Below are 23,885 nucleotides of genomic sequence, written 5' to 3' on the forward strand. Positions count from 1 at the left end.
GTTAACTTTGGGGCACCGCAGATAGCAGGTCTTCCGCCGCCGCACGCGCCGCATCTGTGACCTTATCACCCGATAACATGCGCGCAATCTCTTGCACCCGCGCTTCGGCGGAAAGTGGCACAACGCGCGACAGGGTCTGCCCGTCCGTCACACTTTTCTCGACCCGCCAATGGTGGGCGCCCAATGCCGCGACCTGCGGCGAATGTGTGACCACCAACACCTGAGCGCCTTCGGCAAGCGCGCGCAGACGCCGCCCCACGGCATTGGCGGTGGCCCCGCCCACGCCCCGGTCGATTTCGTCAAAGATCATGGTCATGCCGGGTTGGCCCCGCGTCAGGCACACTTTCAGCGCCAGCAGGAAGCGCGACAATTCCCCGCCCGAAGCAATTTTCGACAGCGCCCCTTTCGGAGCGCCGGGGTTGGTCGCGACCTCGAACGTCACGGCGTCCCAGCCTTCTGGCCCGGCATCGGATCGGGTGATCGCGGTGGAAAACTGCGCGCGCTCCATCTTCAAGGGGGCCAGCTCGCCCGCCATCTCTGCATCAAGCCGGGCAGCAGACTGCGCGCGCGCGTCGGAAACCGTGGCGGCGGCGCTGTCATACGCGCTTTGTGCATCGCTGACAGCTTGCGCCAGCGATGCCATATCGCGGGCAGAATTGTCCAGCCGGTCAAGTCGCGCGCGCAGATCATCTGCAAAACCGCTCAGGTCATCGGGCAACACACCATGTTTGCGCGCCAGCCCGCGAATGGCGAACAGCCGGTCCTCCAACTGCTCCAGCGCGCCGGGGTGAAACTCCAGCGCGTCCATGCAGGCGGCGACGGTCATTTGCGCTTCGCCCAGGGCGTCCATCGCGCGCGACAGCGCATCCAGCGCCGGGTCCAAACGCCCTTCGACCGCGTCGGCCACGTCTTCCAGCCAGCGAGTGGCATCGCCCACCAGACGCTCGGCCCCGTCATCCGACAGGGCGGTCGCAGCGCGTGCGATATCGGCGCAGACCTTCTCTGCCTGCTGCATCAGACGGCGTTGCGCATCAAGCTGCGCCTCTTCACCCGGTTCAGGGGCCAGCACGTCCAGCTCGGCCACGGCGTGGCGCAAAAACTCCTCTTCCGCCTGCACCGACTGCATCTGGCTTTCAGCCTGTGTTTGCGCCTTGCGCGCCTTGGCCAAAGCCGACCACGCCGCGCGCAACGGCCCAAGGTCCAGCCCCGCGAACGCATCCAGCAGGTCACGATGCACGCGCGGGTTCAACAAACCCCGGTCATCCTGTTGCCCGTGCAGTTCAACAAGCGTCTCGGACAGTGCGCGCAGCACCTCGCCAGACACGCGGCGGTCATTCACCCAACCGGTCTTGCGCCCATCGCGCGTGTTGACCCGGCGCAACAGCAACGTGTCACCCGATGGCAAGCCCGCCTCGGCAAGGATGGCATGGGCCGGATGGTCTGGCGCCAGCACGAATTCGGCAATCACCTCGCCCTGCGCCGCCCCTTGCCGCACCAGTTCCGCGCGGCCACGCCAGCCCAGAACGAACCCAAGCGAATCAAGCAGAATGGATTTTCCGGCACCGGTTTCGCCGGTCAGCACGTTCAACCCCGGCTGGAAAGTGAGTTCCAGGTGGTCGATGATCAGAACATCGCGGATGTCTAGCGACACTAACATGGGTGCGGTCAGCCCAGCCGCGCAACTTGCTGCGCGGTCAGAGCCATCTCCCCAGAACCGATTGCCGATAAATAGCCTGCAACCAGCCTTCGCCTTGCGCCTCTGGCGACAAGCCCTGCCCTGTCAGCAGCGCGAAACTTTCCTCATAGAAGGGGTTGGCTTCGAAATTGTAACCAAGCACTGCGCCCGCCGTTTGCGCTTCGTCACGCAAGCCCAGCGACAGATACGCTTCGACCAGACGGTGCAAGGCTTCGGGTGTATGGGTGGAGGTTTGGAAATCCTCTACCACCACGCGGAACCGGTTGATCGCAGCTTTGTAATTGCCCCGCTTCAAGTAGTAGCGGCCGATCTCCATTTCCTTGGCGGCCAGATGGTCAAAAGCCAGCTCGAACTTCAACACGGCAGAGCGCGCGTAATCGGTGTCGGGATACTCCTCGATCACGCGGCGCAAATGTTGCAACGCCTGAAAGGTCAGACCCTGATCGCGCCCCACTTCGTCGATCTGATCGTAGAAGGACAATGCCAACAGATAGGCGGCATAGGGCGCGTCTTTGTCACCCGGATAGGTGTCAAGGAACCGCTGCGCGGCGGCCCGGCTATCTTCGTATTCGCGGGCGCGATGATGCGCAAATGCTTGCATGATAAGCGCGCGACGCGACCATTCGGTATAGGGGTAAAGACGTTCTATTTCCTTGAAATAGCGCAACGAGTCGGCAGACCGGCGCGAAGTTTCAAGTTCATATTCGCCGCGCTTGTAAATCTCCTCGGCAGAGAAACCCGCGAGGGATTCGTCGGGTGCGTCTTCGGGCGCACACGCGGAAAGCAGCGCAACAATGGCGCATGTCAGCCCAAAACGCAGAAATCCACGACCAGCGATCATGTCGGCAGCACCCTATCCCGTCAGCATCATTGAAGGTCGTAGCACATAAAAAACAGGTGCGCAAAACGCCTTTTAACCTTGTCGGCCCCGGTTCAGCTTAAGCTGTAAGCGGCAGGTCGCGCAAGCTGGTTCCTGCGCCGGGCAGTCGCGCCTGCAAGCGGTCATCGCAAGGCTCAATGCGGTAGTTCCGTGGGTCAGCCAAAAGCGTCCGCAGCAACAAGCCGGTCAAGGCGTGGCCCGCACGCTCACCTTCGTAATGCGCCAGCAGCGGGCGGCCCAGCACATACAGGTCGCCCATGGCGTCCAGCATCTTGTGGCGCACGGGCTCATCACGGCGGCGCAAACCGCCGGGGCTAAGCACCTGTCCATCGTCGAACACCACAGCGTTGTCCAGAGTGCCGCCAAGGGCAAGGCCATTGGCCTGCATCATCTCGACATCGCCACGCATGCAGAACGTGCGGCAATCGCTCAGCTCGCGCAGGAAGGTTCCGTTACGCAGCTCCATGCTGGCAGATTGATGCCCAATGGCCGGGTCGGCAAAATCGATATCGAAGGACATGCGGAATTCCGCGGACGGGCGCAGCGTTGCGCGCGCATCACCGCGCTTGACCGACACGTCCCGCAGCACGCGCAGAACGGTTACCGGCACAGTGCTTTCCGTCAGGCCCGCTTCCAGAATGCGGCGCACAAATGGGGCAGCACTCCCATCCAGGATAGGCACTTCCGGGCCGTCAATCTCGATCCGCGCATTATGCACACCACAGCCGTGCAGCGCGGCCAACAAATGCTCGACAGTGCGCACTTCATGACCATCATCATTGCGCAGAATGGTGCACAGGCTGGCCTCGACCCAGTTTTCAGGGTCTACGGCAATGGTGCCGCCAAGATCGGTCCGAACAAAGCACAAGCCGGCATTCGCAGCCGCCGGACGCACGATCATGCGAACGGGTTTGCCGCCATGCAGGCCAATGCCATTGATCGCGATATCCCGTGCAACGGTTCTTTGCATTTTTACCACCTACGCCTGTGACCTCTGCGGGCCTGTTTACGCGTTCGTAATATTGTAAGGGCATCATTCGCAATTCACAGATTGTGACCCAATGTAACAACCTGCATCAGGAGCGGCGGAAATCCGCACATATTGAAAACGCGCGATTAACCCTATGATATTAAATGAAAAAGGCCGGAAGAACCGGCCCATTCCAATTTAACAATGTGATCGTAATTTGTGTCTCAATTCGCCTGACGACGCAAGAATGCCGGAATTTCGATACGATCATCGGGATGCCCGCGCTCGGCTTCCTCTTCATAAGAGGGTGCATGCTGGGCCGGATGGCGCGCGGTTGCCGCGTGGCTGTCATGCGATTGCCCGGCCATACGGCTGATGAACGACCCAATCCCGAACCGGCCCGCCTTTTCGGCTTCTGGCTGTGGCGCAGGTGCTGAACGGCTGGCGGCTGGCGCAGTGCGGCTGGGAAAAGACGGGGCTGCGGGGCGCGCATAGCCGCCACGGCTTTCCGGTGCTTTCTGAACAGCTTGTTGCAGACGTGCCAAGGTTTCCGGCGAGGGCGTGCCGGGCGCGGCGCGGCGCGGCGCCGTGAACCCGGACGGGCCAGACTGTTCATGCGCAACCTGTGCCGGTTCCTCGAACACCTCGTCCAGGTCGAAACGCTCTTCGGCCATATGCTGCGGCTGTTGCGCGGCAGGCTGGCCGCCAAAGCGCGAGCGTTGCGGCTCTGGCGCATAGGCGCGTTGTGGCGCCGACAGTTGCTGCGGCTGGTAGGCCGCCGCTTGATCATGCGCGGGGGCCGCGTGCTCGGACGCGAACAAATTGGGCTGTTCCGGTTCGGCTTGCGGCGCAGGACGCTGTTCGGGCTGTGGCGCACGGGCAACAGGTTCTGCCATGCGCAGCGGTTGCGCAGCAGGACGATCCATGAACGCTGCGGTTTCGCGCGGCGCTTCGACCTTGTGATCTGCTTCAACATCGATGCCGGTTGCAACAACGGAAACGCGGATCATGCCTTCCATGGACGGATCAAGCGTGGAACCGACGATGATATTCGCCTCGGGGTCCACTTTTTCGCGGATGCGGTTTGCGGCATCGTCCAATTCGAACAGCGTCAGGTCGTGCCCGCCGGTGATGTTGATAAGAACACCGCGTGCGCCGTTCAGGCTGATTTCGTCCAGAAGCGGGTTGGCAATGGCCTTTTCAGCGGCTTGCACCGCACGATCCTCGCCGGAGGCTTCGCCGGTGCCCATCATGGCTTTGCCCATTTCGTCCATCACGGCGCGAACATCGGCAAAATCAAGGTTAATCAGGCCCGGGCGCACCATCAGGTCCGTCACGCCCTTGACACCCTGATACAGGACGTCATCGGCCATGGCGAAGGCTTCGGTGAAGGTGGTGCGCTCATTCGCCAGCCGGAACAGGTTCTGGTTTGGGATGATGATAAGAGTATCGACAACCTTCTGAAGCGCGTCGATCCCTTCTTCTGCCTGGCGCATGCGCTTGGCGCCTTCGAACTGGAATGGCTTGGTCACGACACCCACGGTCAGCACACCCAATTCGCGCGCGGCCTGCGCGATGATCGGGGCAGCGCCCGTGCCAGTGCCGCCACCCATACCGGCTGTGATAAAGCACATATGTGCCCCGGCCAGATGGTCGATGATCTCTTCTATGGTTTCTTCGGCGGCAGCCGACCCGACCGACGGACGCGCGCCGGCGCCCAGCCCTTCGGTGATCTTGACACCCATCTGGATGCGGCCCTGCGCGCGGTTTTGCTGCAATGCCTGCGCGTCGGTATTTGCCACGACGAAATCAACGCCTTCGAGGCTTTGCTCAATCATATTATTGACAGCATTGCCGCCCGCGCCGCCCACACCGAACACGGTGATCCGTGGGGCCAGTTCGTTGCGCTGCTCTGTCTGCACGAAATTCAATGCCATTGCCTACTCCGCCTCTTTTTATACAGCGCAATACAGATAACCCTGCGCGCCGAATTTGCCGATTTTTATTGAATCCTACAGGTCTTGCCTGCGGAGGTCATTAAAAAAGTCACGTTTTCCCACCAAATCTGCACTGATCTTGTTGTAAAACTGCCGCATTTCCACAGCAACCGTATATCTAGCGGCTACCAGTTGTCCCGGAACCACTTGACAGCGCGTTTCAACGAGCGCGCCGGGTAGCTCTGGATGGGCAGGTCGAAATCCCACCACTCGTCTTGCGGATGTGTGGCCAGCACGCAGAGGCCGACCGCACTGGAAAAGGCCGGGCCAGATGCGGCTTGCGGCAGGCCGCGCACGCGCACCGGGCGGCCAAGGCGCACCTGCTGGCCAAAAATCCGCGCGGCCAATCCGTCCAGCCCCGGCACTTGCGCCGCGCCCCCGGTCAGAACAACCTGCTGGCTTGGCAGATGGCTGAACCCGGCGGCATCCAGACGCGCGCGCAGATGCTCGAGTATCTCCTCGATCCTTGGACGCATGATGCCGATAAGCTCTGATCGGCTGATGGTGCGGCGATCCTTGTCCCAATCGCCGGTATTGGACCCGATCTCGATCATCTCGCGGTCATCCATGGATGTGGCCTGAACCCCGCCATGAATGGTTTTCAGCCGCTCGGCGGTCGCGAAATCAACCTGCAAGCCCTGGCTGATGTCGGATGTCACCAATGCGCCCCCCATGCGGACACTGTCGGCGTAGATCATGTGTTTCTTCATGAAGATAGACACGCCCGACACGCCCGCGCCAAGGTCAATGCAAGCCGCGCCCAGTTCCTGCTCATCCTCGACCAGCGCAGACATGCCGGTGGCATAGGCGCTGGCAGACACGCCCGCAACTTCCACGTCGCAGCGGCGCAGACAGTTGCAAATGTCGCGGACCAGCGCCGTGTCGATTGTTACCATATGCATATCACAGGACAACGCGCGACCCGACTGGCCGCGCGGGTCCGACAGCCCGCTGCGATGGTCGAGTGCGAAATTGATGGGTTGCGCGTGCAGGACGTCGCGCCCGCGGCCGATATCGGGCATGTCGCAATTCGCCATGACCTGCGCAATGTCATCCTCTGTCACCGTGGCCCCGTCGATCGCCACCTCGCCCGCCAGCCCATAGGAGCGCGGCGCGCCGCCCGACAGGCAGACGATGACATGATCGACACGCATCCGCGCCATTTTCTGCGCCGCCTGAAGCGCCGTGCGCACCGCGCTTTCGGTTTCCGCCATGGCGGCAATTTCGCCAAAGCGCACGCCGCAAGATTGCGTGGTGCCGGCCCCGATAACACGGAACCCGGCCTGCCCAGCCATGTTGCCGATACCCGGAGTTTTGCGTGCATCGCCTTGTTCCAGCTTCAGAACCAGAGCCGCCACCTTGTAGCTGCCGATGTCGATCACGCCGATCACGCCGCGCTGGATGGCAGCCCGCCGCATTTGGCGCATGGCGCGTTGAGACGCGTAAGGGTCGGGTATCACTGCAAAGCCTCCGATTGATTGCCGCGGATCGCGCGCAAAGTTTCCAGCGCGCCGGGGCTGACGTTCAGGACAGGACGGTAAGGGTTACGCAAATCGACGGACAACACGTCGCGCGCCAAAAGATCTTGAGCCTGATTCAGCGCCAGCACACGCTCCAGCGCCTGCATGGCGCCCTCTTCAGGCAAGCGAATGCGTTGATCGCGGTCCAGCACCACGTCCCAGCGCCGCGCACCGACCCGCACCAGTCCCCGCAGACGGTCTCCCAAGGGAAGTGCGGCATCCAGCAGCGCCAACGCCTCGCGCACATGGGTTTGCGCGCCAACACCCGCCAGCAAGGGCAGGTCCGGCAGGGGCGCATCTGGTGCCAGAAGCGCCACGCGATGGCCTTCTATATCCAGAAGCTGCATCTCGCGCCCCGAATGCCACAAGGCAACGGGCGCGCGCTCACGCACGGTGACAAACATCTTGCCATCGGCTCCAAGGCGCAACGCGGCTTCCTCTACGGAATCGTAGCTTTCAATTTCAGCGCGCAAGGCCGGCAGGTCCAGCCGGAAAGACGAGCTTGGCAGTTCCTCGGCAAGACGCGCTCTGATCGAGCGGTCCAGTTCGGGCGCGACAGGCGAGATCGTGACATCGGACACCATGAATTCGGGACGGTCGACAACTGCGGAATAAGCCGCCTGCCCCCATGCGACAAGCTGCGCGCGGTTCTGTGCATTGGCCAGAAGCAGCGCGCAAACGCCCAGCACCAACGCCAGCGGAAGGCCGCGTGTCAGCGCCGCGCGGTAGAACGGCGTCAGCCAGATGCGTTGCAGCCGGTAAGACAAGCGCGCCCGCCGTGATTGCGCCGCAGAAACCGGCTTGCGGGGCGCGGGTCGGGGCATCGGCTGTGCCCTTGCCATCCAAGCCTCACGCGCTGCCTCGGAGGGCGCCGGCGACGTGGCCCTAGCAATTTCCGCGAAATCACCCTGCGATGCGCTGTCGGGTCTGCTGTCCGGTGTCGGTCCAGCAGAGATCACAGGCTGGACCACAGGTTCCGGGCACAGATCAAGAATGTCTTCGGATGCGTATTCTTCGGCCCGCGTGGCCCCAAGATGGTCCCAGAAGCTTTGCTCATTCGCTTGCGCCGAAACCGGCGCGCTGCCAAAATCCGTGTCATCCCTTACCGGTCGCATGACGCATCCTCGACCAGCAAACGGCACAGGTCCACAAAGGCAATCCCGCTATGCGCCGCCTGTTCGGGCACAAGCGAGGTTGGCGTCATACCCGGCTGGGTGTTGGTTTCCAGCAGGATCAACCCATCCAGACCCTTGCATTCGTCCCACCGAAAATCGGTGCGGCTAATGCCCTGACACCCCAGAACATTGTGGGCGCGCAGCGCATAGTCCAGACAGGCGTCGAATATGTCGGTCGGAATATCCGCTGGCAGCACATGGCGCGACCCGCCGGGCTTGTATTTGGCGTCGTAATCATACCAGCCATCGGTCAGGATATCGGTCACGGTCAGCGCCCGGTCCCCCAAAACGGTCGTGGTCAACTCGCGCCCCGGCGCGAAGGCTTCGACCATCACCTCTGCGGGCATGTCATTGGACAGGCGCGGCGGCGTGTTCGCGCCCTCTTGCACCAGATACACCCCAACGGACGAGCCTTCATTATTGGGTTTGACCACATAGGGGGGCGGCAGCACATGCGCCGCCATCACCTCGGCCTTGGTTGCAATGTGGCTGTTGACCACGGGCAGGCCAGCACTGACATAGGCGGCCTTGGCACGCGCCTTGTCCATCGCCAAGGCAGAGGCCAGAACGCCGGAATGGGTGTAGGGAATGCGCAGCCATTCCAGAATGCCCTGAACGCAGCCATCCTCGCCAAAGCGGCCATGCAGGGCGTTGAAGACCACGTCTGGCGCAATCTCTATCAGGCGCTGCGCGACATCGCCGCGCGCGTCCAGTTCGATCACCTCGAATCCCGCCACCCGTAGCGCCTTGGCGCATTCATGCCCTGACGACAGCGACACCTCTCGTTCAACCGAGAGTCCGCCTTTCAGAACACATATACGGGGGGCTGCCCTGCTCGACATGCCCAATTCCGTTGCCTGTTATGCCCTGTTTTCAGAGCGTTATTCTGCCCCTGCCCCGTTTGTTTGCAACGGTGGCAAGTCTGCTGATGGGCCTTGTTCGCCCACACGCATAATTTCCCAGTGTAGCGAATGGCCGCTGCTTTGGAAAACCCTTTTTCGCACTTCTTCACCCAAGGCTTCCAGTTCCGTGGCGGATGCGCCACCGGTGTTGACCAGAAAGTTCGGATGTTTGGGCGACATTTGCGCGCCGCCAAGCCTTGCGCCGCGCAATCCTGCGTCGTCAATCACCTTCCACGCTTTCAGCGCGTGGCTGTCATCCGCTTGGCCGGTCGAGGAAAACCCCGCCGGGTTGCGAAAGGTCGAGCCCGCGCTGCGGTCCTTGGTCGGTTGCGTGGCATCGCGCTTGGCGAGTTGGTCTTCCATCTGCGCATGAAGCGCTGCCGGGTCACCCCTCGGCGCATGGAAGCGTGCAGAGGTGACGACCATGCCCTCGGGCAGGTCGGATTGACGGTAAGCTAGGTTCAATGCTTCCGCCGGGATGACATGGCGTGCACCCGCGCGATCGATCGCGGTTATGTCGATCAGGTGGTCTTTGACATAAGACCCGTAACACCCCGCATTCATCCGCACGGCCCCACCGATGCTGCCGGGAATGGTGCGCAGGAAGGTCAGATCGCGCCCGGCATCCGCCGCTTTGCGGGCAACATGGGCGTCGAGCGCTGCGGCCCCTGCGGTGATATGCTCGGCCACGTCGATGCTGTTGAACTCCCGCCCCAGCCGGATGACCACCGCCCGAATACCGCCATCCCGCACGATAAGGTTCGAGCCGACACCCATGGGGAAGACGGGGATGCTTGGGTCAAGCTGGCGCAGGAAACCCGACAAATCATCTTCATCCGCAGGCTGAAACAACCAATCCGCAGGCCCACCCACGCGCAGCCATGTCAGGCTGTCGAGCGGTCGGTTGGGGGTGAGTTGGCCCCGTATGGTGATCTGGTCGGGTTGCATATGGCTGGGGTAGCGCAGGTTGCGGGGGGTGTCCAGATATGCGGGGCGGTCGCTTTGTGGTCGAGCGGCGGGAGGGTGAGTATTTGGGGCAAGATGAAGGGGGTTAGGGTGCGCCCTGCGATCTGGCGAATTGCAGAAGTGCTTCACCGAATGCTCTGAGGTGTTCGCTTTGAGAGGCGAGCGCCATTGCCGTGCCTGTGGCAGCAGCAGTTCTGACGCTTGTTTTGACCGCCAGATCAGCCAAAGCACCGCAATATTTCGCAATGGTAACAGAGGCAGTTTTTAGAGAAGCGCCTATCCGCGCGAGAACTGTCGGGTCAGGATCGGGCTTTTCGAGTTCTTGCGCGGCCTCTTCCAGCGCCGCACAGATGATGGTGACTTCCTTTTGCGCTGCAACGGTTTCGTCGACCAATTCGGGCGGGTTGTTGTGGCTGCGATGCTCAACGGATTGGAGGCGCTGTTTGAGCTGCGCGATTTCCTCTTTCAACGCGCGGGCATCTTTGGCGAGGGTGTGCTGTTCCACAATCCGCTGGATCAGCGCGTTGACGTGGTCGGCGCCTTTGTCCCAGTCGGCGGGGTCGATGAGGGCGATCTTGGTGAGCAGGTCGTAGTCTTGCGGGCGGCCATAGAGGGCGTTTTCATACCACTCGACCCAGAAGCGCCAATTCTCATGGAAGTCGAGTAGTGGCTCCTTGACACTTTCATGCCAAACTATCAGATCGCCGTTCTCTTCGGGACCAAAAGCCTCCAATTCGTCGGTAGGTGGCCACAGAGGAAAACTGTGTAGTTCTTGTGACTCGACCAGTCGCTGCACATCTCTCGCGAATGTTGGACCCAGTAGTTCTTCCGCAAGCGCGTCAGATGAGTATTCGACTGATTGGCTACTAGGTTCCCAAATCACTTGCGAATACATGGCTTTGCATGCTCGCTGTGCTGCCGCCTTGGCTGCAAAGCGCCCAGCAACAGGATCGCCATCGAAAGGGACATCTTTTGCGGCGCTAATAGCGGCTTCCTTCGCCAGACTGGATGAAAGCGATGATACCAGTAACGCACGAAAGCCTTTTAGAACCTCGTCCTGGCCATCTTCGTTAAGTCCAAAAAGGACGCTGTCGACGAACAACGGCAATACCCGCATCGCCGCACGATGCGCGATCGTCACCGCCCAGCGGCGGGCGGTTTCGCGCTCTGCCTCCGTCTCTTGCGGCAGGCTTTCCAGCCATGCCTGCAAGCTGTCGGCGTCCTTGATCTCCTCCGCCCGCACCCGCCTACTCCAACGCCACCAGACCCGCCTTGAAGCGGGCCATGTTGGCGCGGTAGCCTTCGGCGGATTTGAGCAGCTTCGCCTGCGCGGCCTCGTCCAACTCGCGCACCACGCGACCGGGCGACCCCATCACCAGCGAGCCGTCGGGGATCTCTTTCCCCTCCGTCACCAGCGCCCCCGCCCCGATAAGGCAACCGCGCCCGATCTTCGCGCCGTTCAGCACCGTCGCGCCCATGCCGATGAGCGAGCCGTCGCCGATGGTGCAGCCATGCAGCATCGCCTTGTGCCCGATGGTGCAATTCGCACCGATCACCAGCGGATAGCCCATATCGGTGTGCAGCACGCAGTTTTCCTGAATGTTGCTGCCGGGGCCGACGGTAATCGCCTCATTATCGCCGCGCAGGGTGCAGTTGAACCAGACCGACGCGCCCGAATGCAGCACGATGTCGCCGATCAAGTGCGACCCCGGCGCGACCCAATAATCGCCATCCTCGGGCAAGGTGGGGCGGCGGTCGCCCAGCGCGTAAAGCATCACGCGCCCCCCAGTTTGCGCAGCCGCTCAATCAGGCTGGAGGTGTCCCACCGCCCGCCGCCCATGGCTTGCACGTCCTTGTAGAACTGGTCGACAAGGGCGGTCACGGGCAGGGACGCGCCGACCTCATCGGCGGCGGCAAGGCAGATGGCCAGATCCTTGCGCATCCAGTCCACGGCAAAGCCATGGTTGAATTCGCCATCCAGCATGGTGCCGTGGCGGTTGGCCATTTGCCATGACCCGGCGGCACCCTGAGAGATGACCTCGATCACCGCGCGGCCATCCATGCCGGATTTCTCGCCGAAATGCAGCGCCTCTGACAGGCCTTGGACTAGCCCGGCAATGCAGATCTGGTTCATCATCTTGGCGACCTGCCCCGCGCCGCTGTCGCCCATGCGTTTGCACACGCGGGCATAGGCGGCCATGACGGGTTCGGCGCGGTCGTAATGCGCGGCATCGCCCCCGCACATGATGGACAGGACGCCATTTTCCGCGCCAGCCTGCCCGCCGGACACAGGCGCGTCGACAAAGCCAAGGCCCAGAGCCCCGGCAGCTTCGTTCATTTCGCGCGTGACCTGAGCCGACACTGTCGTGTGATCGACAAAGAGCGCGCCTTTGGACATGCCAGCAAAGGCCCCGTCCGGCCCGGTGCAGACGCCGCGCAGGTCGTCATCATTGCCAACGCAGGCCATCACGAATTCGGCCCCTTGGGCGGCTTTGGCGGGTGTCGCGGCCCAAGCGCCGCCATGGGTGGCCACCCAAGCCTCGGCCTTTGCGGTGGTGCGGTTATAGACCGTCACGTCGTGGCCCGCCTTGGCCAGATGCCCCGCCATCGGCGCGCCCATCACCCCCAAGCCCAGAAATGCCAGTTTTGCCATAGTCTCTCTCCCTCTCGAATTCTTGTGATTGCGCATTGCGCGCATGACGCATAGCTATCAGCCCCAACGCAACGCAAAATGTAAAGCCCGTCTGCCCCGTGCCCATCTTTACCCTGTTCCGCTTGTTGGTCAGATTGTTTGCCGGTCTGGCGCTGCTGTCGCTTCTGGCGCTGTTCGCGGTGTATTTCTTTGTATCGCGGTCATTGCCCGATTATGACGGGCAGCGCGAAGTCGCGGGGATCAGCGCCCCGGTTGAAATCGTGCGCAACACCCATGCGGTGCCGCATATTTTCGGGGAACACGACTCTGATGTGTTCTTCGGGTTGGGCTATGCCCATGCTCAGGACCGATTCTGGCAGATGCAGATGTCACGGCGGATCGCGCAGGGACGTCTGTCAGAAATGTTTGGGGCGCGAACGCTGCGCAGTGACGAACTGATGCGGCGGCTGGATATTTATACGCTGTCGCGCGACGCGGTCGCCGCGCAGGACGCTCCCACGCAAGCGGCACTGCAAGCCTATGCCGATGGCGTCAATGCATGGCTGATGCAGGTAAATGAGGGCGCGCAAGGGCGCGGCGCGCCAGAGTTCTTCCTGTTCGACGCGGAAATGCCGCTGTGGCAGCCCGCCGACAGCATTGCCATACTCAAACTGATTGCGGTGCAGCACAATACCCAGATTGCCCGTGAAGTGCGCCGCGCGCGTCTGTCGCTGGCGCTGAACGGCACCGGGCTGGAAGCGGTTCTGCCAGATGTCATGCCGACCGGGGAGCGGACCGGGGTCGCCTATGAAGAGATGTTCCCCAATCTGCCAAGCGGCAGCGGGCCGCCACGATCAGAGATGCCGTTTCTATCCTTGGACAATCCGGCCTTGACCCGCTCTGCCAGCAGCATCGCCGCCGCGCCTGCGCGGGCGACCGCAGATGGCGCGCTTTTGGCCAATAGCCAGCATATGCTGCTGAGCGCCCCCTCTGAGATCTACCTTGCACGGCTTGAACTTAAGACCGGTGGCGTGATCGGGGCGACCGTGCCGGGCCTGCCGGTGGTGATATCCGGGCGCTCGCCGCATCTTGGCTGGGGCATGGGGGCGGCCTTTGTCGATGACAGCGATCTGTTCATCGAAGCTCTGAACCCCGAAGCACCCACGCAATACCGCACGCCCGACGGATGGTCGGAGTTCGAAAGCCGCGGGTCTATTATTCGCATAAAGGATGCCGACCCCGTCACCCTGACGCTGCGCTGGTCCGAGAATGGGCCGGTGCTGTCCGGCGGGCTGCTGGAGCTTGCCGGGATCACGCCGCCCGGCCATGTTGTGACGCTGGCATCCACCGCGCTAAGCCGTGACGATACATCCATGACCGCCGCCATGCGCTTGATGCGCGCAGAAACCATGGAAGAGGCGATTGCAGCCGGCGAATTGCATGTCGCGCCAGCGCAGAACCTGACCCTTGTCACCCAAGACCGTATTGCGCAGCAAACCATCGGGCACATGCCTCGGCGCAGTGCCGAAGCCCAGACGCGCGGGCGCATGCCAAGCCCCGGCTGGCGCAGCGAAAACCGTTGGTTGGGGCCGCTGCCCTATTCGGCCAACCCCAGCTTCATCGCCCCTGACAGCGGGATCGTGGCCCAGACCGGCAACCGCCTTCTGGAGCGCCCCTACCCCTTGCATGTGGCGCATGATTGGGGTGACACGCAGCGCATAGAGCGGCTGAACCATCTTGTTGGGGCGCGCAGTGTTCACACGCGCGACAGCCTGATCGAGGCGCAATTGGACACCGTCAGCCCTGCGGCCCGCCGCTTGTTGCCGCTGGTCGCCGCGAATCTTTGGTTCTCTGGCGATGCAGCAGCCGAGGGCACGCGCGCGCATACGCGCCAACGCGCGCTGCGGCTGTTGGCCGACTGGAACGGCGAGATGAACGAACATCTGCCGGAACCCCTGATTTATGCCGCCTGGATGAGCGCGCTTCAGCAGCGCTTGATCCGCGATGAACTGGGACCGCTGGCCGAGAGTTTCACCCATATCGACCCGATGTTCATCGAGCGCGTCTTTCACGATGATGACGGTGGCGCCGCATGGTGCGACATCATCCAGTCGAGCATCCGGGAAACTTGCGACGACATGGCGCTGACCGCCTTGGACGATGCTGTGTTGCGACTGTCGGAACGGTTCGGTCCAAGCTTGGAAAGCTGGCGCTGGGGCGACGCGCACAGCGCGCGTCACGATCACCCCGTTCTACGCGACGCGGCGCTGCTGCGCTATGTCGTCAATATCCGGCAATCCACCTCTGGCGGCGATCACACGCTAAACTTGGCCCGCCAGTCGGGCGACCCGACAGACCCGTTCGCCAATGTCCTGGGCGCGGTCTATCGCGGGGTCTACGATTTCGCAGATCCCGAAAGTTCGGTCTTCATCACCTCGACCGGGCAATCGGGCCATCCGTTGTCACGGCACTATGACGATCTGGGCGATTTGTGGCGGCGCGGTGAATATATTCCCATGACGCTTGACCCGGATCTGGCGCGCGCGGGAACGATCGGGATTATCTCGCTTGTGCCGCAACCCCGCTGAACCTTGTCGCAGGCAACATGATTTGCGTGACTTTTAGGCAACTTTACGCCACGTTGCGCAAAAGTTGACCTAAAGTCAAAAATGACAAATCCGTAACACCGGTAAAACTCGCGATCACTGCGTCATGCGCAGGCGGCGGGAGGGGATTCGCGCCGAGCGTGGGAGGAAGGTAAGATGCGTAATGGTCTGATGGCAGCTTTGGCCTGTGCTGTGGCGTCGCCTGCGTTGGCAGGTGGCGTAGAACGGTCGACACAGCCAATGTCGATTCTGTTCGAAGAGGGGCGTTATCTGGAAGCGGGCGCAAGTTTTGGCAGCCCAAGCCTGACCGGCAACCTTGCCGCTGGCTTCGGTAGCAGCCCGACCGGGAACATCGCCAAAAGTTTTTTCACCGGTGCCATCGGTTACAAGGCCGATATCAACGACAAGCTGTCCTATGCGATCATCTTTGACGAACCCATCGGGGCGGATGTCGTCTACCCCGCCGGGTCCGCGCTTGCCACGCTCAGCGGTGAGATCAAGAGCAAGGCGCTAACCGGCGTCCTGCGTTACAAGTTCGGCGGCGGGGTGTCTGCCTATGCCGGTCTGCGCTCTGTCTGGACCAGTGGTGCTGTGTCCATTCCAGCGGCTGTCGTAAGTGCGCTGGGTGGCCCTGCGGCAGATTACGTCATGACCAGCAACACCGATCAAGCCTTTGGCTATCTGGTTGGGGTGGCCTATGAAAAACCCGAAATCGCCCTGCGCGTGGCTTTGACATACCAATCAGAAATAGAGCATGGCTTTACCGCGCAAGAAAGCTTTGGCGGGGCACCGCTGCCCGCGACCGGCTTCAGCAGCACGATCCCCGATTCTCTGACACTGGATTTTCGCAGCGGCGTGGCAAAAGATACGCTGGTGTTCGGGTCTGTGCGCTGGGTGAACTGGAAGGATTTCGTGATCCCGGCCCCGGCACTTGGCGTGAACATCGTCAGCTACCCGAAGAACTCGATCACCTACACGCTTGGTGTGGGCCGCAAGTTCACCGAAAACTGGTCAGGGTCGATCAGCGTGTCGCATGACACCGGCACCGGCAACCCCACCAGCAATCTTGGCCCGGTCGGCAAGCGCAATTCCATTGGGTTGGGCGTGTCCTACACGCGCGACGCCATGACCATAAGCGCCGGTGTTCAGTATTCCCACATCGGGTCCGCCACCACCACGCTGGGCAGCACATTCGACGACAATTCCGCGGTCGGCGCCGGCATGCGGGTCGGTTTCCGTTTCTGAGTAACCTGTGTTTCAGTATCATCAGCCCTGCTCATGCACCTGCATGGGCAGGGTTTTTTCGTCGCGCGGCTTGATTGACGCGCCACAAGGCACGGGATAGCAAGACGCAACCTTGTTCAGGAAGCTGCCCGATGCCCTTACCCTCTGCCCATGACTGGACCCACGCGCCTGCGCGTCGCGTCATGCTGTTTGGCATGTCGGGCTTGGGCAAGACACATCTGGCAAAACTGCTGCGCGATGGCGGCGACTGGTTCCATTACTCGGTAGATTACCGGATCGGCACGCGCTACATGGGCGAATATATCGCCGACAACTTCAAGCGCGAAGCCATGCGCGTACCGCTGCTGCGCGAATTGCTGCTGACGGATTCGGTCTATATCTCGTCGAACATCACCTTCGACAACCTGGCCCCGCTCTCGACTTATCTGGGCAAGCCCGGCGACCCCGACAAAGGCGGGTTGCCCTTTGACGAATACATGCGCCGCCAAGACCAGCACCGCGCTGCCGAGATCGCGGCGTTGCGCGACACGGTGCCGTTTATTGCGCGGGCCGAGGATCTGTATGGCTATCACAATTTCGTCTGCGACACCGGCGGGTCCATCTGCGAGGTGATTGACCCGTTCGACCCGCATGACACCTTGATGAACGAGTTGGCCGAGCATGTGCTGCCGGTCTGGATTGAAGGGTCGGATGCGCATACGGCAGAACTGATCCGCCGTTTTGATCGCGCGCCCAAGCCCATGTATTATCAGCCCGATTTTCTGACCGCCGCGTGGGCCGACTACCTGTCACAAACCGGCCAGCCCGAAGGCGCGGTCGACCCCGACGCTTTCGTACGCTGGACCTATGCGCGCGCGCTTGCACACCGCGCGCCGCGCTACCGGGCCATGGCAGCCACATGGGGCGTGACCGTGACCGCCGAAGAGGTGGCCAAGATCACCGGTTGCGATAGTTTCAACGCCCTGATCGCCACCAAGCTGGACTGATAAAATGCCCATCAAACTGCCCGAAACCCTGCCCGCCTATGACGTGCTGTCGCGCGAAGGCGTTATGGTCATGTCGGACAGTGCCGCGTCCTTGCAAGATATTCGCCCCCTGCGCATCGGGCTGTTGAACCTGATGCCCAAAAAAATCCAGACTGAAAACCAGTTTGCCCGGCTGATCGGTGCGACACCCTTGCAGATTGAGTTCTCGCTCATCCGCATGACGGAGCATGAAACAAAGACCACCGCCGCCGCGCATATGGAGGAATTCTACCGCCCCTTCCAAGCGGTAAAGGATGAAAAATTCGACGGGCTTATCATCACCGGTGCGCCGATAGAGCATTTGGACTACACCGACGTCACCTATTGGGACGAATTGACCGAGGTGTTCGACTGGACGCAAACCCATGTCCATCACACCTTCGGGGTGTGCTGGGGTGGCATGGCAATGCTGGCGCATTTCCACGGCGTGCCCAAGCACATACTGGCCGAAAAAGCGTTTGGCTGTTTCCGGCACCGCAACATGGCCCCCGCCTCTCCCTATCTGCGCGGGTTCTCTGACGATGTGCTGATCCCGGTCAGCCGCTGGACCGAATTGCGCCAGTCCGAGGTTGATGCGGTGGCGGGGCTGAACACGCTCATCGCATCGGACGAAGTCGGGCCTGCGCTGATCGAGGACCCCGCGCATCGGGCGCTGATGATCCTGAATCATTTTGAATACGACAGCACCACATTGAAAGAGGAATACGACCGCGACGTGGACGCGGGCAAGCCCATCGCGGTGCCACGAAATTACTACCCGGATGACAATCCCGCGCGCATGCCCATGAACAGGTGGCGAAGCCACGCGCATCTTCTATATGGCAACTGGATCAACCAGATATATCAGACAACACCCTATGACATTTCCCAGATCGGTCGCTAAACTGGCCCTGTTTTCAATGATTGCAGCCAGCACCATGGCCTGCGCCCGTGCGGCCAGCACATCCGATACGCCGCCAGAAGGCGCGTTTATCGCGCTGGAGGGAGGGCGCGTGCATGCCGTAGTGCAAGGCAAAGGCCCGGATCTGGTGCTGATCCACGGTGCCAATGGCAATGCGCGCGATTTCACCTTCGAGCTTGCCGGGCGCATGGCCGCGGATTTCCGGGTGGTCGCGCTGGACCGTCCCGGATTTGGCCATTCGGACGCTTTCGGTGGGCCGGAAAGCCCCTTGGACCAAGCTGCGATCCTGCGCGCGGCGGCAGAGCGTTTGGGGGTAGAGCGGCCGATCGTGCTGGGCCATTCCTATGGCGGGGCGGTGGCGATGGCTTGGGCCTTGCAAGCGCCCGATGACGTGGCGGGTCTGACGCTTCTGGCGCCCGCGGTCTATCCGTGGCCGGGCGAATTGGGCTTGTGGTATCAGCTCTCATCTTCTTGGCTGGGCCAGAATGTCGTGTTGCCCTTGGTCGCAAACCTTGCCCCGCGCGCGGCGGTAAAGCGCAGTCTGGAAGGGGTATTTGCCCCTAACCCGGTGCCAGACGGGTATCTGGAGCATCTGGGGGTTGACCTGACACTGCGGGCCAGCCAACTTTCCCTGAACGCCTTGCAGGTCGACAGCCTGAAAGGCTACATAGAGGCGATGTCCCCGGGCTATCCGGCGCTGGAGATGCCAATAGAAATCGTCCATGGTTCAGACGACACAACCGTGGGGCTATCCTTTCATTCACAACGCATGGCCGATACATTGGATAATGCCAATCTGACCATCCTGCCCAGTGTCGGCCATATGCCGCATCACGCCCGCCCTCAGGATGTGGCAGACGCGATCCGCCGCACCCATGCCCGCGCCCTTGCGCCCTAACACACCGGAGTCCGCGATGCGCCATATTCTTCTTGCCCTTATCGTATCGCTTGGCCTTGGTGGCCCTGCCGTGGCGCAACAGCATTTCGTCGCCCAACCATCGGCCATGGAATTGCAAAGTGCCGATGTGTTGCTGGTTGATATTCGCCGCCCCGAGGAATGGAAGCAAACCGGCGTTCTTCCCAATGCGCATTTGCTGACCTACGAGCATTTCGACACGCCAGAGGCGTTTCTGGCCGCCCTTGCCCCAGAATTGGACGACCGCCCGGTAGCGCTGATCTGCCGGACGGGCAGCCGCACAAGCCGCGCCGCCCGCGCCGTGGCCGAATTGCTGGACCAACCTGTCATCGACATTCAGGGCGGCATTACCCGGCTGATGCGCGAGGGCTACCAACCGGACGCGCCAACACGCACCCAAGGCTGCGAAAGCTGCTAAATCGCCTGCGTCTGCCCGCTTGATTTTTGCCCGCGCTTCATGTTAGCGCAAACGCAGAGTCAATCGGAGGGACTGCCATGACCACACGTCTTGCAATCAACGGCTTTGGCCGGATCGGGCGGCTGGTGCTGCGCGCACTGGTCGAACAAGGCCGCGACGATCTGGAGATTGTCGCGATCAACGATCTTGGCCCGGTCGAAAGCATTGCCCATTTGCTGCGCTTTGACAGCGTGCACGGGCGGTTCCCGACAGAGGTGACGGTAGGCGATGGCACGATCGACGTGGGGCGCGGCCCAATCAAGATCACGGCAGAGCGCGACCCGGCCAACCTGCCATGGGACGATATCGACATCGTGCTGGAATGCACCGGCATTTTCGCCGATGCCGACAAGGCCCGCGTGCATCTGGGCAAGGCCGGTAAAGTTCTGGTCTCTGCGCCGTCGAAAGGCGCCGACAAGACCATCGTTTACGGCGTGAACCACGACAGCCTGACGGCCGGCGACAAGATCGTGTCGAACGGGTCTTGCACCACCAACTGCCTGTCGCCCGTGGCAAAGGTGCTGAACGATGCGGTCGGCATTTCGCGCGGCTTCATGACCACCATCCACAGCTACACGGGCGACCAGCCAACGCTGGATGCGATGCACAAGGACATGTATCGCGCGCGTGCCGCCGGGATGAGCATGATCCCGACCAGCACGGGTGCCGCCAAGGCCGTGGGTCTGGTGCTGCCGGAACTGGCGGGCAAGCTGGATGGTGTGGCGATCCGCGTGCCCACGCCCAATGTTTCGGTCGTGGACCTGACATTCGAGGCTGCGCGCGACGTGACCGCAGAAGAGATCAACGCCGCCGTGGTGGCCGCCGCTGACAACGGCCCACTGAAAGGCATTCTGGGCGTTACCGACCAGCCCAATGTGTCGATGGATTTCAACCACGACCCACGCTCCAGCATCTTTCATCTGGACCAGACCAAGGTTCTGGAAGGGCGCATGGTGCGGGTGCTGTCATGGTATGACAACGAATGGGGCTTCTCGAACCGTATGCTCGACACCGCCTCTGCGATGGCGAAGGCTGGCTAAATTAACCCGCGCATTCGTGAAACAAGAACCCGGCCAAATGGCCGGGTTCATTCGTTTCAGAGCGTGTCGCGTTCATTGGCATTCACCCGACCCACTCTAGCGTTTTGTGGTAGCATCTCGCGCAGTCAAAGACGGGACGCGAGATCAGGCCGCGTCCGCCTGCACCAGCCGTTCGCTTTGCGATGCGCCAACGTCGCGCGCAATCTGAATCTGGCGCGGTTTCAGCGCCTCGGGCAATTGGCGTTGCAGGTCGATATGCAGCATCCCATCGACATGGGTGGCCCCGGTCACGCTTACATGGTCGGCCAGATGGAACCGCCGCTCAAACGCGCGGGTCGCGATACCGCGATGCAGATATTCGCGCGTGGTGTCATCCTCGGCGCTGCGGGCGGTCACGATCAGGGCGTTTTCCTTAACTTCAACACTCAAATCATCAGCCCGGAAACCGGCCACGGCAAGCGAAATCCGGTAGTCGTTTTCCGCCGTCTTTTCAATGTTGTAAGGCGGGTAGCTGGGGGCCTGAACATCAGTGGCCATAACCCGGTTGAGCATGTCTGCCATCTGGTCAAAACCGACAGAGGCACGGTAAAGTGGTGTTGGATCAAAACGACGCATAAGCATCCTCCTTGGTGAAGCGATGATAAGCACGCCTTCCTGATGGACAGGCGCATTTCGGTTGCGTCCAAGCCCATATCTGGCACCCGGACCAGACCAATGTGGGAAACAGTTTAAGGGGTTTCAAGAGGTTCCGGCGCGGCGCGGTCAGGGGCGTAGAAAACGCGCGCCGCCATCACTGCTCATACGACGTGGCCCGGTGCGTGCCACGGTATCTGCGAGCGGGGCCTTCACAAAATGCCCATCGCGCGCATTCAGCGCATCGTGCAAAACATCCAGCTTCGGCCCAAGGCCCACACCAAAAGAGACGTCGCCAACAAAGTCCCCAGCCTCTGACACCCCTTTGGCCGAGACAACCGAAACGATTTCTGGGTATCCATTGTCGAAGGAAAAGACCGGCGAGCCAGACGCCCCACTATCTACAGAGCAGGTCATATAGACCACACCACGGTTGGTGCTGTTCAGAATCTGGCAAGACTCTTGCAGCGACGGCGCATTCAGACGGTCATGCGCGTAAGAGACAACGCCAACAGTGTCACCACTCCGCAACGTCGCGCGCACAGGGAAGGGTTGGACCCCGCGCGCAGCCATTGGATGCGCCAGTTCCAGCAGCGCCAGATCGTTTTCTACAGTTTCGGGCGTGGCAACGCGCGCGGGCTTGTAATCGGGGTGCACCGCAGATCGCAGGACGCGCCCTTCTGCCGCAGAGCGCCCGTTGCGCAATCCAGCGCGGAACAGGAAATCTTCATCGGCGTGGCGTTGGCCGGTCGTGCGGTCGAACAGGCAATGCGCCGCGGTCAGCACCAGCCGGTTGGAAATCAGCGCCCCGGTGCAAAACCCGGACTCGCCGATATCAATCCGCCCGACCGCTTCCCAACCTTGCGCGCTCAAACCGGTTTCCAACAAGTTCAAAGGCTTGTCCTGCGCGTGAAGAGCAGCAGGAAAACACAGAATAGCTGTCGCAAGGGCCCGAAAAAAGGTCATGTTAACTCCGATAAGCAGACCCTGACACCGTTACAAACGCATCATGGCAAGACCACGGCGGGAAAATGTCACTCTTGCGACAAGGCCCGAGGACGCGGCCCGCCGGTGGCCCAATCCAGCAATTCTACCGTGTGGACCACCGGAATTTTTGTGCCGCCCCCGATCTGCATCATGCAACCGATATTGCCTGCTGCGATCACATCGGGTTGCTTGGCTTCCAGCGTTGCAACCTTGCGCGATTTAAGCTGCCCCGAAATCTCCGGCTGCATCAGGTTGTAGGTCCCCGCGCTGCCACAACACAAATGACTATCCTTGGGTTCCGTCACCGTGAACCCGGCGCGCTTCAGCAAATCCTTGGGGTAGGTCTTTATCTGCTGGCCATGCTGCAACGAACAGGCAGCGTGATAAGCGACCTTCATCTCTTGCGTCTCGCCTTTCGGCAGGTCCAGCTTCATCAGCACCTCGCTGACATCCATAGCAATCTCGCTTACGGCCTTCGCCTCTGCGGCCAAGGGCTCGTTGCGGAACATATGGCCGTAATCCTTGACGGTCGTTCCGCAGCCAGAGGTATTGATGACGATTGCATCCAGGCCGCCATTTTGCATCTCGCGGTGCCACGCACGGATATTCCTGGCGGCGGTCGCGTGGCTTTCCTGCGTCTTGCCCATGTGATGGGTCAATGCCCCGCAACACCCCTGCCCCTCTGCGATCACCACTTCGCACCCCAGACGGCGCAACAGGCGGATGGTCGCGTCATTGATGTCGGTGTTTAGCGCCCTTTGGGCGCACCCTGTCATCAAGGCCACCCGCATTTTGCGCGCGCCTTGCGGGGCAAACACCTGCGGATCATCATTGCGGCTGACCGGGGGTATGTGCTTCGGTGCCATCTCCAGCATGGCGCGCAGGCGCGGGTCGGGCAGCAGACCTCGAAAGGGCCGCCCGATCTGGGCTCCAAGCAGCGCCAACCGGAACCGCCCCGGATAGGGCAGGATTTTTGACAAGACCCAACGCAGCACCCTCTCGAACATGGGCCGCTTATAGGTCTGCTCGATATATTCGCGGGCATGGTCCACAAGGTGCATGTAATGCACGCCGGACGGGCATGTCGTCATGCAGGCCAGACAAGACAGGCAGCGGTCGATATGCTTGACCGTCTTTTCATCCGCCGGGCGACCCTTTTCCAGCATATCCTTTATCAGGTAAATCCGGCCGCGCGGGCTGTCCAATTCATCGCCCAAAACGGCATAGGTCGGGCAGGTCGCGGTGCAGAACCCGCAATGCACACAGGTGCGCAACACCTCGTTTGACCGCTGGATGGCGGGGTCTTGCAACTGGTCGGGGGTGAATGTCGTTTGCAT

General features: G+C 61.5%; 21 protein-coding genes. 7 read left to right on the forward strand and 14 right to left on the reverse strand.

All coding sequences use genetic code 11. The annotated features are described in order from the left end of the window. Position 1 precedes the first annotated feature (1 nt). The 11 genes from recN to M3N55_RS07245 all read right to left on the reverse strand — a co-directional run bounded on the left by recN (position 2) and on the right by M3N55_RS07245 (position 12,759). Positions 2-1,657: a DNA repair protein RecN gene (recN, locus tag M3N55_RS07195; protein WP_249057843.1), complete on the reverse strand. Its 1,656-nt coding sequence runs from the start codon at positions 1,655-1,657 to the stop codon at positions 2-4. Between the two features lie 37 nt (positions 1,658-1,694). Continuing rightward, a complete protein-coding gene (locus M3N55_RS07200; RefSeq protein ID WP_249057844.1) occupies positions 1,695-2,537 on the reverse strand; it encodes an outer membrane protein assembly factor BamD in 843 nt (280 codons plus the stop codon). Between the two features lie 97 nt (positions 2,538-2,634). Further along, positions 2,635-3,546: a UDP-3-O-acyl-N-acetylglucosamine deacetylase gene (gene lpxC / locus M3N55_RS07205; protein ID WP_249057845.1), complete on the reverse strand. Its 912-nt coding sequence runs from the start codon at positions 3,544-3,546 to the stop codon at positions 2,635-2,637. A gap of 224 nt (positions 3,547-3,770) precedes the next feature. After that, complete coding sequence (gene ftsZ, locus M3N55_RS07210; protein ID WP_249057846.1) at positions 3,771-5,483, reverse strand: cell division protein FtsZ; 1,713 nt, start codon at positions 5,481-5,483, stop codon at positions 3,771-3,773. Between the two features lie 185 nt (positions 5,484-5,668). After that, on the reverse strand, positions 5,669-7,000 hold the full coding sequence (ftsA, locus tag M3N55_RS07215; RefSeq protein WP_249057887.1) for a cell division protein FtsA: 1,332 nt from the start codon (positions 6,998-7,000) through the stop codon (positions 5,669-5,671). Next, positions 7,000-8,178 (reverse strand): cell division protein FtsQ/DivIB, encoded by a 1,179-nt coding sequence (locus tag M3N55_RS07220; RefSeq protein WP_249057847.1) that lies wholly within the window; start codon positions 8,176-8,178, stop codon positions 7,000-7,002. The genes ftsA and M3N55_RS07220 overlap by 1 nt, the downstream gene beginning before the upstream one ends. Next, entirely contained in the window at positions 8,166-9,080 is a 915-nt protein-coding gene (locus tag M3N55_RS07225) for a D-alanine--D-alanine ligase (protein WP_249057848.1), read from the reverse strand. Before M3N55_RS07225 ends, M3N55_RS07220 begins: the two co-directional genes overlap by 13 nt. A gap of 39 nt (positions 9,081-9,119) precedes the next feature. Further along, entirely contained in the window at positions 9,120-10,088 is a 969-nt protein-coding gene (gene murB / locus M3N55_RS07230) for a UDP-N-acetylmuramate dehydrogenase (protein WP_249057849.1), read from the reverse strand. Between the two features lie 103 nt (positions 10,089-10,191). Next, positions 10,192-11,349, reverse strand: a complete 1,158-nt coding sequence (locus tag M3N55_RS07235) for a hypothetical protein (protein WP_249057850.1) — start codon at positions 11,347-11,349, stop codon at positions 10,192-10,194. 4 nt (positions 11,350-11,353) lie between these two features. Further along, positions 11,354-11,881: a gamma carbonic anhydrase family protein gene (locus M3N55_RS07240; protein WP_249057851.1), complete on the reverse strand. Its 528-nt coding sequence runs from the start codon at positions 11,879-11,881 to the stop codon at positions 11,354-11,356. Then, positions 11,881-12,759: an NAD(P)-dependent oxidoreductase gene (locus tag M3N55_RS07245; protein ID WP_249057852.1), complete on the reverse strand. Its 879-nt coding sequence runs from the start codon at positions 12,757-12,759 to the stop codon at positions 11,881-11,883. Before M3N55_RS07245 ends, M3N55_RS07240 begins: the two co-directional genes overlap by 1 nt. A gap of 104 nt (positions 12,760-12,863) precedes the next feature. Between M3N55_RS07245 and M3N55_RS07250 the strand changes: the two genes are divergently transcribed. From M3N55_RS07250 to gap, 7 genes are all read left to right on the forward strand, one after another. After that, positions 12,864-15,326 carry a penicillin acylase family protein gene (locus M3N55_RS07250; RefSeq protein ID WP_249057888.1) on the forward strand — a complete coding sequence of 821 codons (2,463 nt, stop codon included), beginning with the start codon at positions 12,864-12,866 and terminating at the stop codon, positions 15,324-15,326. 174 nt (positions 15,327-15,500) lie between these two features. Then, positions 15,501-16,589, forward strand: coding sequence for an OmpP1/FadL family transporter (locus M3N55_RS07255; RefSeq protein WP_249057853.1), 1,089 nt, complete (start codon positions 15,501-15,503; stop codon positions 16,587-16,589). 131 nt (positions 16,590-16,720) lie between these two features. Continuing rightward, positions 16,721-17,575 carry an ATPase gene (locus M3N55_RS07260; protein WP_249057854.1) on the forward strand — a complete coding sequence of 285 codons (855 nt, stop codon included), beginning with the start codon at positions 16,721-16,723 and terminating at the stop codon, positions 17,573-17,575. A gap of 4 nt (positions 17,576-17,579) precedes the next feature. Further along, a complete protein-coding gene (locus M3N55_RS07265) occupies positions 17,580-18,497 on the forward strand; it encodes a homoserine O-succinyltransferase (RefSeq protein ID WP_249057855.1) in 918 nt (305 codons plus the stop codon). Further along, the gene (locus tag M3N55_RS07270) at positions 18,472-19,413 is read left to right on the forward strand and encodes an alpha/beta fold hydrolase (protein WP_283163902.1); all 942 of its coding nucleotides are present in this window, start codon (positions 18,472-18,474) and stop codon (positions 19,411-19,413) included. Before M3N55_RS07265 ends, M3N55_RS07270 begins: the two co-directional genes overlap by 26 nt. A 16-nt stretch (positions 19,414-19,429) precedes the next feature. After that, positions 19,430-19,849: a rhodanese-like domain-containing protein gene (locus M3N55_RS07275; protein WP_249057856.1), complete on the forward strand. Its 420-nt coding sequence runs from the start codon at positions 19,430-19,432 to the stop codon at positions 19,847-19,849. A 77-nt stretch (positions 19,850-19,926) separates the two neighbouring features. Further along, positions 19,927-20,928 (forward strand): type I glyceraldehyde-3-phosphate dehydrogenase, encoded by a 1,002-nt coding sequence (gene gap / locus M3N55_RS07280; RefSeq protein WP_249057857.1) that lies wholly within the window; start codon positions 19,927-19,929, stop codon positions 20,926-20,928. A gap of 144 nt (positions 20,929-21,072) precedes the next feature. Here the strand turns inward: gap and M3N55_RS07285 are convergent, their stop codons facing one another. From M3N55_RS07285 to glcF, 3 genes are all read right to left on the reverse strand, one after another. Further along, a complete protein-coding gene (locus tag M3N55_RS07285; protein ID WP_249057858.1) occupies positions 21,073-21,543 on the reverse strand; it encodes an Hsp20 family protein in 471 nt (156 codons plus the stop codon). A gap of 147 nt (positions 21,544-21,690) precedes the next feature. Continuing rightward, positions 21,691-22,527 (reverse strand): trypsin-like serine peptidase, encoded by an 837-nt coding sequence (locus M3N55_RS07290; protein ID WP_249057859.1) that lies wholly within the window; start codon positions 22,525-22,527, stop codon positions 21,691-21,693. A gap of 68 nt (positions 22,528-22,595) precedes the next feature. Then, complete coding sequence (gene glcF, locus M3N55_RS07295) at positions 22,596-23,885, reverse strand: glycolate oxidase subunit GlcF (protein ID WP_249057860.1); 1,290 nt, start codon at positions 23,883-23,885, stop codon at positions 22,596-22,598.

Source organism: Roseinatronobacter domitianus (assembly GCF_023336755.1).
Classification (GTDB): Bacteria; Pseudomonadota; Alphaproteobacteria; order Rhodobacterales; family Rhodobacteraceae; genus Roseinatronobacter; species Roseinatronobacter domitianus.